Genomic DNA, 11654 nt, shown 5'->3' with positions numbered 1-11654 from the left:
AATATTTAATTTTAATTCAATAAACCATATCCTTAGCCTAAATAACACAGGAACAAAGGTTTAAGTGCCAAATTACTTTAGTAATTCTCTTGAAATTACTATTTTCTGGATCTCAGAAGTACCCTCATAGATTTGTGTGATTTTAGCATCACGCATCAAACGCTCCACATGGTACTCTTTCACGAAACCGTATCCGCCATGTACCTGCACTGCTTCTACAGTTGTATCCATCGCAACTTTGGATGCGAACAGCTTCGCCATTGCACCGGACATGCCGTAATCCTGGTGCGTATCTTTGTGGTAAGCAGCCTTTAGGCAAAGCATGCGGGCGGCCTCAATGTTGGTGGCCATGTCAGCCAGCTTGAACTGTATTGCCTGGTGCTTCGAAATTTCCACACCGAATGCCTTGCGCTCTTTTGAGTACTTCACCGCCAGCTCGTAAGCGCCAGAAGCTATACCCAATGCCTGCGAAGCGATACCAATACGGCCGCCCGCCAGCGTGGACATTGCGAACTTAAAGCCGAAGCCGTCTTCGCCAATGCGGTTCTCTTTTGGCACTTTCACGTCCGTGAACATCAGAGAGTGGGTGTCAGAGCCGCGGATGCCCAGCTTGTTTTCCTTCAGGCCTACCTGGAAGCCTTCCATGCCGCGCTCAACGATAAACGCGTTGATACCACGGTGTTTCTTCTCTGGGTCTGTCTGTGCGATCACCAGGTATACAGAAGCCGTGCTACCGTTTGTGATCCAGTTTTTGGTGCCGTTCAGCAGGTAATAGTCGCCTTTATCTTCGGCGGTGGTGCGCTGCGAGGTGGCGTCAGAACCGGCCTCTGGCTCAGAAAGACAGAAAGCACCGATGATCTCGCCTGTTGCCAGACGGGTGAGGTATTTTTGCTTTTGCTCTTCCGTGCCGTATTTCTCCAGGCCCCAGCATACCAGCGAGTTGTTCACTGACATCACGACAGAAGCAGAAGCATCTACTTTAGAGATCTCTTCCATGGCCAGCACATAAGAGATGGTATCCATGCCACCACCATTGTATTTCGGGTCCACCATCATACCCATGAAGCCAAGCTCTCCCATTTTCTTGATCTGCTCAGCAGGGAACTTCTGGTGTTCATCACGCTCGATTACGCCAGGCAGTAACTCTGTTTGTGCAAACTCACGGGCAGCGGCCTGCACCGCTAAATGTTCTTCAGTTAATTGAAAATTCATGCTTTTATATATAAAAGGACTGCTATTAATAGACTATAGTACAAAACTATGAAATTTGGTAATATTTATATAACCCTCCTAACTAATATTTGTTAGGCAGCTGTTTTAATTAGTGCAATAACACAAAAGCGCCATCCGCTCTGAACGAACGGATGGCGCTTTATTTAATGGATAAGTTGCATCGTAACCAGCTTAGTCTCGGCGACCCATCAGCAGCGACACATAGTACAATAGCGTAGCCAGTGAACCAAGTGCAGCGACCACATAGGTCAGGGCTGCCCACTTCAACGCGTCTTTTGACATGGCCAGCTCTTGCTGCGTCACAATGTTATTGGAGCTGATCCAGGCAAGCGCGCGCTTACTGGCGTCAAACTCAACAGGCAGTGTTACAAAGCTGAAGATAGTGGTAAGGCCAAACAGCGCCACACCGATCGTCAGCGGAATTGGCGTCGTCTGCAGCATCAGGATACCGATCAGGATGATCCACTGCATGTAGCGCGAGGCAATGCTCAGCGCCGGCACCATGGCCGAGCGGAACTTCAGGAAGCTGTAGGCTTTGGCGTGCTGCACGGCGTGACCGCATTCGTGCGCTGCTACCGCTGCCGCAGCCGCGCTGCGTGCTTCGTACACATACTCACTCAGGTTTACTGTCTTGTCAGCCGGGTTGTAGTGGTCTGTCAGACGGCCAGCTACCGATATCACTTTCACATCGTGTATACCGTTATCGGCCAGCATCATTTGGGCAATCTCGCGGCCAGTGTAGCCCGATTGCAACGGAATTTCCGAGTACTTCTTAAACTTGCTCTTCAGTCTCCAGCTTACCCACATGCTGAGGCCCATGAAGAGGATACCTATTAAATATATTCCAGCCATAGCTTTCTCCTAATTATAACTTGTTTTGGTTCTCTATTTTTTTAACAACATTTGTGGTGGAGTAGCCCTTCACGAGCGGCACGGTTTTCACCTCGCCTCCTCTTGCTGTAACGACATCCTGCCCCACTATATTTTCGATGGTGTAATCGTCGCCCTTCACCAAAATATCCGGCTGCACAGCCTTGATCAGTTCGAGCGGCGTATCTTCATCGAAGAATACTACGGCATCCACGAACAAAAGAGATGCCATAACCCGCGCGCGTGACATTTCGTCCTGTAGCGGGCGACTTGGACCTTTTATACGGCTTATTGACGCATCCGTGTTGAGTCCGAGCACCAATTTATCGCCAAGTTGTCGTGCTTTTTCCAGGTAGTCGACATGGCCAAGGTGCAGGATATCAAAACAGCCGTTGGTGAAAACGATCTTCTGCCCCTGGTTGTGCCATGCCTGCACCTGCACCTGCAGGTCGGGCAAGGATAGGATCTTATCTTTCGAGTTCATGTATAGGTGGGTTTGCCTCCGCAAGCTCATCTGCTACGGCTGGCTTTTGCAACATTCCTGTCATAAAACTAAGCACTCCCATGGCAACTACCAAAAGTGTTTGCGAAGTATGCGCTACCAGGGCATAGGCCATTCCAGCTTCTTTCGGCACACCGTAGAGCAGCAGCACAGTTTGCACCAGCAGGTGGTACACGCCGACGCCACCCTGCACGGGCGCTGCCATTCCCAGCGTCCCGATCACGAGCACCGAGAGCCCGGCTACCGGCGTCAGCCCGGATGTGGCAGGTATAGCATAGAACACGACCAGGCTCATGCCATAATACATAGCCCACACAAATAAGGTATGGCCCCAAAAGGCGACCTGGTTCTCGATTTTAGTGATGCTGAACACGCCCTGCAGCATGCCGCGCACAAAGGTGACGGTCTTTCTGAAGAAGGTGTTTTGGCGCAGCCTGTTCAGGTAAAGCAACCCCAGCACCAGAAAGACAATGCTGACCGCCATGACGAGCGCGACCAGCAGGTATAGCGACCCGAAGCTCTGCTCCAGACTGGCGTACTTATCCGTGAAAAGACCGAAGAGGAAATCGCGGAGGCGGTTGACCTCCAGCAGAAAGGTGAGCCCCAGGAAAAGGAGCAGCATGACCATGTCGATGATGCGCTCGGCGATGACCGTGCCGAACGCCTTGTTAACAGGTATGCCATCGCTGCGGCGGAGCATGCTGCAGCGCACCACCTCGCCCATACGGGGCAGCACGAGGTTGGCCACATAGCCCACCATCATGGCGTTGTAAGTATTTCTAAAGGAAGGGGTATAGCCTGTAGGCCGTATTTGCATGTACCAGCGGTATGCCCGGCTCATGTAGGCGGCCAGGCCCATGACTAATGAGAGCGCCAGCCAGCTGTAGTCGATGTTCTGAAGCTCTGCCCATAGTTTTTCGAAGTCGAGTTCTTTGAGGGCATACCACATCAGGAATGCGGAAAGCCCCAGAAGCAGGCTGTACTTCAGAAAAGAGAGCAGTTTTCTCATGCAATGGCGTTACACCAATCGATTGTGCTGATCCGGGAACACGAGCGTCGGCTGGTGACTTTTGGCGTCTTCGAACTTAATAGAACAGTAAGAGATCACGATCACGATATCGCCCACTTGTACTTTGCGAGCGGCCGGTCCGTTGAGGCAAACCGTGCCGGTACCACGCTCGCCCTTAATCACATAAGTCTCGAAGCGCTCGCCGTTGTTAATGTTGACGATCTGTACTTTCTCATTCTCCACTACGTTGGCGGCATCCATCAGGTCTTCATCAATGGTGATGCTTCCTACATAGTGCAACTCCGCCTGTGTAACCCGACAACGGTGGATCTTTGATTTTAAAACCTCAATATACATGGTTTATTTTTGTAATAGGGCGCAAAGTTATGCATTTAGCTGCAGATAAACTACCAGCTTCTCAGCATCTTGTTAAGCCTTTATCCTCCTAAACAAATCAGCCTTATTTTAGATTCACGAGCATGTTGTCGATCAGGCGCACCTCTCCCACATAAGCGGCAATGCAAAGCGCCACTTCATCCTGCCCGGTAACATCATTAAGTGGCTGCAGAGTCAGGGCATCCACTACTTCGAAGTATTCCAGCCTGATGTCGCTTGATTGGTGCAACTGCTGTGCCACTTCGTTTTTGATGGTTTCGACAGGCTTCTGCTGCAGGTCAGCCGCCGCCGTTTGCAGCGCTTTGTACAACTGCGGGGCCAGCTGCCGCTGCGCCTCGCTCAGGCGCTTGTTGCGCGACGACATGGCCAGCCCGTCGGCTTCGCGCACCGTGGGGTAGCATACCAGTTCCAGGTCGAAGCTCAGGGACTGCACCAGTTGCCGCACGATGGCCACCTGCTGCAAATCCTTCTGCCCGAAATAGGCCTTGTGCGGCTGCACGATATGAAACAATTTGCTTACCACAGTAGCCACCCCATTAAAGTGTCCCGGGCGGTGCTCGCCCTCCATCACGGCTTCCAACGCACCGAAACTAAACTGTAACACAGACTGTTGTGGGTATACCTCCTCCGCATTGGGCGCGAACAGGTAGTCGCAACCAACCGTTTGCAACAGGCTGATGTCCTGCTCGAGTGTGCGGGGGTATAATTTATAATCAGAGGCGTTGTTGAATTGAGTCGGATTCACGAACACACTACAGACCGTAACGTCATTCTCCCGGGCCGAGGCGCGCAGGAGTTGCAGGTGCCCCTCGTGCAGGGCGCCCATGGTGGGCACAAAACCAATGCGTTTGCCGCCGCAGCGCAGCGCCGTCACAATGGCCCTGAGGGCTGACACCTGCTCTATAACTTCCATATTAATAGGTATAAATGATGCAATTGCTGAAAGCTGGCAAAAGTAGGTTATAGAACATTAAATTGAAAATTAGAATAAAAAATGCTAATTTTGCACGTCCCATTACTGTTGCTTAATAAATTTTTAATTACATACCCATGTCTAAATTGCGAATCCTGTACGCCGCCACCGAAATCCTTCCTTTCCTTCAAACCACTAAAGTAGCAGAATTTCTGAACACGCTACCGCAGAGCATGCAGGAAAGAGGTATGGAGATCCGCATCTTTGTACCCAAATTTGGTATAATAAACGAGCGTAAGAACCGTTTGCATGAGGTAGTTCGCCTGTCGGGCATCAACATCGCCGTGGGTGATGACGAAAAGCCACTTGTTATCAAGGTAGCTTCCATCCCGAATGCCAAGTTGCAGGTATATTTTATCGATAACGAAGACTATTTCCAGCGCAAGTCCGTTTTTGTGGATAAGAACAACAACTTCCACCAAGACAACGACGAGCGTGCCATCTTCTTCTGTAAGGGCGTGCTCGAAACAGTGAAGAAACTGGGTTGGCAGCCGGATATCGTGCATTGCAACGACTGGATGACCGGCCTGATCCCAATGTACCTGAAAACTACTTACAAGAAAGACCCGATCTTTAAGGACTCGAAGTCTATCTTTACGGTTTACAACCACGAGTACAAGCACAAGTTTGACGGCGACCTGCTCGAAAAAGTAAAAATGCTTGATATCGACAACAGCATGCTGGCCTCTTTGCAGGAAGCGGACCTGGACAGCTTTATCAAGGTGGGCATGGAGTACGCTGACTCGGTGATCAAAACCAATGAGAACTTCGGTGAGAACATCAATGCCCTGTTCAATGAGTTTGTAGAAACAAACAAATGCATCAATACCATCAGTGCCGACGACAACCTGTGTGATTCATACTACAACCTATATAATGAACTCAGCCGTTAGAAGATTATTCTTTTTCTTCTTTTCATTTGCCGCTCTTACAGCCTGCGAAGACCCAAAAGACATCGGACTCGAACTTCAGGATGAAAACCTGATAGGCACAGAGTTTACCGACACCCTCACCATCGAAACCGGAACGGTATTCCAGGGAGACTCCATTCCTTCCTTCCGTTCGCAGCCGCCCCTGCTGGGTCAGTACATTGACCCGGTACTAGGCAAGGTGCGTGCCAGTACGATTACGGAGGTAACGCTGAACGGAACCAGCCTGAACTTTGGCACAGGCGCCAGAGCAGACTCGCTGGTACTCACGCTGGACTACTCGTTTAAGTATGCGGACACCCTGAAAGCGATGCAGGTAAACGTGCACCGTGTTACAGGGACTTTTGATGAGAGAACATCTTACTTCACGACCACTCCTTTTGCTTATAATTCTGATCCTGTTGGTTCGAAGACCTTCTTGCCTCGCATAGATACCGAGACAGTTAACGGGGCGACCACTAAAACCACAAGGTTGCTCAAGATAAAACTGAGCAACGAGTTGGCAAACGAGTTTATGGCCCAATCTGGCCTGGCGGGTTTGGCTGATCAGGCTGGCTTTAAGAACTTTTTCAAAGGGCTTGCGCTAACGGTGCCTGAAGACGAGAATGCAAGCATAGTAGGCTTGACTCTGAGCAGCACTAACTCCAACCTAGCGCTGCATTACACAACAGCCGATGGTACGGCTAGACAGCATAACTTTTTGCTGGGTACGGACAATTATTTTACTCAGCTAACATCTGATCGCACTGGCACTGCCGTTGAAGCGCTGCAGTCCAGCGGAAATTATGCACCTGCCTCTGAGACAGGTGGCGACTCTTATGTACAGGCAGGCACGCAATTGCTCAGCAGGATCGACTTCCCCTACCTGGACAAACTAAAGGATCTTCCGGGTAATCTGATCATCAACCGGGCAGAACTGATTATACCTGTTAAAGCAGCTTCTTCGTCTAACAACCTGTCAAGACCTCCGCAACTGGTTTTGTATGAAACTAATAGTGCGAACCAGTTTTTGAGAGACATTGCAGGCACGGTGCGCGCGGTGCAGCAGGACGGCGTTAATCCACTGGCCGCTAGTTTTCCGGCTCTGGTGACTAGCAGCCGCAAAAATGGCATCGATTATTATACCATGAACGTAACCAGTTACCTGCAGGGCGTAATGATGGGCATGAAGTCGAACAATGGCCTTATGCTGGGTGCTGTAACATCCGCCTCTAATTCAGACAGGACAGTAACTATTCGCCCCGAATTGCGCCCATACCGCGCCATTGTCACCAATAACGAGGCAAACCCGGTTAGGCTGCTCATATACTATTCAAAGTTGCAGTAAGCGGGTATTAAATATTAGTAAGAAGTTTTATACATATTATAGAAAAGGGTACCTTTGCAGGTACCCTTTATTTTTTAAATGAAATTTTATACTGTATGTGCGGAATTGTAGCATATGTAGGGCACAGAGAAGCTTGCCCTATTGTCCTTAAAGGCTTGAAACGACTTGAATACAGAGGCTATGACAGCGCAGGCATAGCTCTGATGAACGGAGGACTGAACGTCTTCAAAAGAAAAGGCAAGGTAAGCGACCTTGAAGAGTTTATTGCAGACAAAGATGTGCACGGCAACATCGGCATGGGCCACACCCGCTGGGCTACCCACGGCGAGCCGAACGATGTAAATGCGCACCCACACTACTCTAGCTCTAAGAACATTGCCATCATCCACAATGGTATTATCGAGAACTATGCTTCCCTGAAGCAGCTCCTGATCGAAAAAGGCCATACTTTCCAGTCTGAAACGGACTCGGAGGTTTTCATCAACCTGATCGAAGACATCAAGCAGAACAGCAACTGCTCACTAGCTGAAGCGGTGCGTCTGGCCCTGCACGAAGTAGTAGGTGCTTACGCTATTGTTGTGCTTTCAAAAGATGACCAGAACCAGCTGATCGCCGCCCGCAAAGGCAGCCCGCTGGTGGTAGGTATAGGCGAAGGCGAATACTTCCTGGCTTCTGATGCAACACCTATCATTGAATACACCAACGATGTAGTGTATGTGAACGACTACGAATTGGTGGTGATCAAAAACGGTGAGCTGGAGATCCGTACCAAAGAGGACGTAGTGCAAACACCTTACGTACAGCGCCTTGAGATGGCCCTCGAGTCGATCGAGAAAGGTGGCTACCCGCACTTCATGCTGAAGGAAATTTTTGAGCAGCCACGCTCTATCCTCGACAGCATGCGCGGTCGTATGATCGCGGAGAGCGATCACATGATGATGGGCGGCATCCGTGAGTTCGAAAACAAATTTGTGAATGCAGAGCGCATTATCATCGTGGCATGCGGTACTTCCTGGCACGCTGGCCTTGTAGCCGAATACCTGATCGAAGACCTCGCCCGCATACCTGTGGAAGTAGAATACGCTTCTGAGTTCCGTTACCGCAACCCGATCCTGAGCGAGCGCGACATTGTGGTGGCGATTTCTCAGTCTGGTGAGACTGCCGATACGTTGGCGGCGCTGGAACTGGCGAAGTCAAAGGGCGCTACCATCTTCGGTATCTGCAACGTGGTAGGTTCTTCTATCGCCCGTGCTACTGACGCTGGCGCTTATACTCACGCTGGTCCTGAGATCGGCGTAGCGTCTACTAAGGCCTTTACCGCACAGGTAACGGTGCTGTCGCTGATCGCCATGATCCTGGGTAGCAAGCGTGGTACTCTGGAGACAACTAAGTTGCGCCAGCTAATGGTAGAGTTGGAGAGTATCCCAGCCAAAGTAGAGAAGGCGCTGGAGCTGAACGACCAGATCGTGCGTATCTCTGAGCAGTACAAAGACGCTACGAACTTCCTATACCTGGGTCGTGGTTACAACTTCCCGGTTGCATTGGAAGGCGCCCTGAAGCTGAAAGAGATTTCTTACATCCACGCTGAGGGGTACCCTGCCGCTGAAATGAAGCACGGCCCGATCGCCCTGATTGATGCGCAGATGCCAGTGGTGGTAATTGCTACCAAAGACAGCTCGTACGAGAAGATCGTGTCGAACATACAGGAGGTGAAGGCCCGCAAAGGTAAGATCATCGCTGTTGTAACGGAAGGCGACACGACTATACCGGCTATGGCAGACCACGTGATTGAGATTCCGGAGACGAGCGAGCACCTGGTGCCGTTGCTGTCGGTTATTCCGCTGCAATTGCTATCTTACCACATTGCAGTAATGCGTGGTTGCAACGTAGACCAGCCGCGTAACCTGGCGAAGTCTGTAACGGTTGAGTAATCGATTATAAGTATAAAAGAAAATGGGAAGCCGGTCGGCTTCCCATTTTTTGTTTACAGCTCAAACGTCTCCCCTTTCAGGTACTTTGTCTTGAGCAGCGGGCAAATTTTATAGCGTTCTTCTTTAGTATCTTCGTACATGGCCTCCAACACGTGGTATACGTTGGCTATACCTATGGCATTGGCCCACTCGAAGGGTCCGTACGGGTAGTTGGTGCCGAGCTTCATGCCTAAGTCTATGTCCTGAATGGAGGCGGTGCCTTCCTGCAAGGTATAGCAGGCTTCGTTGATGATCATGCACAGGATGCGGGGCGTGGCCATACCTGCGCGATCTGCTACCAGCTGGTACTCTGAGCCCAACTGCTCACATACCTGGTGCAGTTTTTCGGCGTCACTTTGCTTGTATACACTTACTTCCAGCACAGGCCGGTTGAACAAAGTCGGCAATCCATTGAAGCCGAACAACGTGCAGGTGTTTTCCAGACCCGACTTGTGCACCAGTGCAGCCAGTTGTTTCGTTACGGCCTGGCAGAATACGACTTGGTGCGGGGCATAATCGCTCAGACGCTCCGGTTCTTCGTGCAGCAGGAAGTCAAACACCACATCATCTGGCTTCAGCTGATCGTCGGTGAGGTGGCGGCTGTGCAGGAAGGTATAGGTGTTGCTGTTTGCTCCTTCCGGAAATTTCTGTCTAAACTCAGCGGCCATTTCATCGCCAGACAAAACAAGTATGTGCATATTTCTGTACTTTTGATTGGTAAAGATACATATTAAAACTAATCAGACTATGACGCACAACATCATCACATCCGCCAATGCACCAGCCGCTATAGGTCCTTACAGCCAGGCCACACTTCACAATGGCACCATGTATGTTTCAGGGCAAATTCCGCTGGACCCAAAAAGCGGCGAACTAGTAAGCGGCACCATTGAGGAGGAAACGCACCAGGTCATGAAGAACCTGTTTGCCATACTGCAGGAGGCAGGAATGGGCTTCGACAATGTGCTCAAGTGCTCCATCTTCGTGAAAGACCTGGGCAACTTCGCTAAAATAAACGAGGTATACGGCAGCTACTTCACCGCCAACCCACCAGCCCGCGAGACCGTGGAGGTAAGCCGCCTGCCAAAGGATGTGAATGTGGAGATTTCCTGCATTGCGGCTTTGTAGGAATTCATAAATGTTAAGTGCTATACCTATAGCCTTGTTCATGGGATAAGGCTATAGGTATAGTTTAGTTACTATATAGTATATTCGGTAATCCGATTCCGGTTATCTGTTGAAATCGACAAAAAACGGGATGTTTATTCCTAGTATACTCTAGTTAGAGACAATATAAAATGACCTACGCTCCAGCAATAAGCTCAATTCTTTCACCAGAGTATCTGGCAGAATTTGTTATTAAGCACTATGGTTTCGATGGAAAAACAACATGCCGAATATTAAAAACTGGTATCAACCACAGTTACTTGATAGCCACTTCTGACAAGAAGTATGTACTCAGAGTATATTATTATGATTGGCGAAAAGAAAGTGAGATAATAGAAGAATTACAGCTCTTAGACTATCTGAGAGACAATGACATTTTAGTGTCATATCCGATAAAAGATTGCAACGGGAAGTATATCAATCGAATACCCGCCTTAGAAGGAGAACGATTTGCCGTTTTATTTTCATACGCCGAAGGTGAATCTATTAGAACTCCATCAGAAGGTGTTATCTATAGTCTGGGTGTCACAATGGCAAAAATGCACCAACTGACAATTAATAGAAGTGTTAAAAGAAAAGATTACAACGCAAATACGCTTGTTAATTGGGCATTTCAGTCTGCAAAGAAACATTTTACAGAACCATCCATTGAGATGGAGTATTTCCAACGAGCGAATTCTATAATTTCTTCTGAATTCAACAATGCAGATACCAATAACTTAAGGCGCGGCATAGTTCATCTTGACCTTTGGTATGAGAACATGAAAGTTAAGAACGAATCTCAAATCACGGTTTTTGACTTTGATAACTGTGGGAATGGGTGGTTGTTCTTAGATATTGCATTTAGCCTTACAACGCTGTTTAGAAATGAGCCGAATAAGGGAAATTTTGAATCTAAAATGGCTAGCTTTTATCAAGGCTATGAGTCAATTATATCTATTTCAGAAGAAGAAAAAAGGCTAATTCCATATGGTGGTTTGGCAATTTGGCTACATTATACTGGAATTCACATTCAACGGTTCAATGACTTCTCGAACCAATTTCTAAGCCAAGAATTCCTGAAGTTCTGGATTCAGTCTGTCAACAGGTGGATGGAATACAATGAAATAAAAATACACAATCTCTAACCCTGTATATACTTCATACTTCGGCTAATGCCTCGCAAGTCGTATATACCAGTACCGTTGGCCGTGATTGGGATTATTTTCTGATTTTAAAGTGGCGTGTCTTTCAGGCTTTTTATGGCTGGAGGGCATCAAAGGCCACTAAAGCGAGCAA

General features: G+C 48.9%; 12 protein-coding genes. 5 read left to right on the top strand and 7 right to left on the bottom strand.

Annotated elements, in window-relative coordinates:
* Positions 1-72 precede the first annotated feature (72 nt).
* The 6 genes from C8E01_RS18905 to panC form a co-directional block, all read right to left on the bottom strand.
* Positions 73-1212: an acyl-CoA dehydrogenase gene (locus C8E01_RS18905; protein ID WP_116545024.1), complete on the bottom strand. Its 1140-nt coding sequence runs from the start codon at positions 1210-1212 to the stop codon at positions 73-75.
* Between the two features lie 192 nt (positions 1213-1404).
* Positions 1405-2085 carry a zinc metallopeptidase gene (locus C8E01_RS18900; protein ID WP_116545023.1) on the bottom strand — a complete coding sequence of 227 codons (681 nt, stop codon included), beginning with the start codon at positions 2083-2085 and terminating at the stop codon, positions 1405-1407.
* A gap of 13 nt (positions 2086-2098) precedes the next feature.
* Positions 2099-2587 carry a D-glycero-beta-D-manno-heptose 1-phosphate adenylyltransferase gene (rfaE2, locus tag C8E01_RS18895; protein ID WP_116545022.1) on the bottom strand — a complete coding sequence of 163 codons (489 nt, stop codon included), beginning with the start codon at positions 2585-2587 and terminating at the stop codon, positions 2099-2101.
* Positions 2571-3614 (bottom strand): lysylphosphatidylglycerol synthase transmembrane domain-containing protein, encoded by a 1044-nt coding sequence (locus tag C8E01_RS18890; protein ID WP_116545021.1) that lies wholly within the window; start codon positions 3612-3614, stop codon positions 2571-2573. The genes rfaE2 and C8E01_RS18890 overlap by 17 nt, the downstream gene beginning before the upstream one ends.
* A 9-nt stretch (positions 3615-3623) precedes the next feature.
* Positions 3624-3971: an aspartate 1-decarboxylase gene (panD, locus tag C8E01_RS18885; RefSeq protein ID WP_116545020.1), complete on the bottom strand. Its 348-nt coding sequence runs from the start codon at positions 3969-3971 to the stop codon at positions 3624-3626.
* Positions 3972-4074: 103 nt separating this feature from the next.
* On the bottom strand, positions 4075-4923 hold the full coding sequence (panC, locus tag C8E01_RS18880) for a pantoate--beta-alanine ligase (RefSeq protein ID WP_116545019.1): 849 nt from the start codon (positions 4921-4923) through the stop codon (positions 4075-4077).
* A 137-nt stretch (positions 4924-5060) separates the two neighbouring features.
* On the opposite strand from panC, the gene C8E01_RS18875 reads away from it, so the two are divergent.
* The 3 genes from C8E01_RS18875 to glmS all read left to right on the top strand — a co-directional run bounded on the left by C8E01_RS18875 (position 5061) and on the right by glmS (position 9170).
* Positions 5061-5876: a glycogen/starch synthase gene (locus tag C8E01_RS18875; RefSeq protein ID WP_116545018.1), complete on the top strand. Its 816-nt coding sequence runs from the start codon at positions 5061-5063 to the stop codon at positions 5874-5876.
* Positions 5860-7239: a DUF4270 family protein gene (locus C8E01_RS18870; protein WP_116545017.1), complete on the top strand. Its 1380-nt coding sequence runs from the start codon at positions 5860-5862 to the stop codon at positions 7237-7239. The genes C8E01_RS18875 and C8E01_RS18870 overlap by 17 nt, the downstream gene beginning before the upstream one ends.
* Before the next feature lie 95 nt (positions 7240-7334).
* Positions 7335-9170 (top strand): glutamine--fructose-6-phosphate transaminase (isomerizing), encoded by a 1836-nt coding sequence (gene glmS, locus C8E01_RS18865; RefSeq protein ID WP_116545016.1) that lies wholly within the window; start codon positions 7335-7337, stop codon positions 9168-9170.
* 53 nt (positions 9171-9223) lie between these two features.
* Here the strand turns inward: glmS and C8E01_RS18860 are convergent, their stop codons facing one another.
* A complete protein-coding gene (locus C8E01_RS18860) occupies positions 9224-9907 on the bottom strand; it encodes a 3-hydroxyacyl-CoA dehydrogenase family protein (protein WP_116545015.1) in 684 nt (227 codons plus the stop codon).
* 49 nt (positions 9908-9956) lie between these two features.
* Here C8E01_RS18860 and C8E01_RS18855 point away from each other — a divergent pair, with 49 nt between their 5' ends.
* Both C8E01_RS18855 and C8E01_RS18850 read left to right on the top strand, forming a co-directional pair.
* On the top strand, positions 9957-10337 hold the full coding sequence (locus C8E01_RS18855) for a RidA family protein (protein WP_116545014.1): 381 nt from the start codon (positions 9957-9959) through the stop codon (positions 10335-10337).
* Between the two features lie 170 nt (positions 10338-10507).
* Positions 10508-11503: a phosphotransferase gene (locus C8E01_RS18850; RefSeq protein WP_116545013.1), complete on the top strand. Its 996-nt coding sequence runs from the start codon at positions 10508-10510 to the stop codon at positions 11501-11503.
* Positions 11504-11654: the final 151 nt, after the last annotated feature.

The sequence above is a fragment of the Pontibacter virosus genome (assembly GCF_003096355.1).
GTDB classification, from domain to species: domain Bacteria; phylum Bacteroidota; class Bacteroidia; order Cytophagales; family Hymenobacteraceae; genus Pontibacter; species Pontibacter virosus.
Note: the sequence above shows the minus strand (reverse complement) of the source record. Positions and strands in the feature narration are given on the sequence as shown.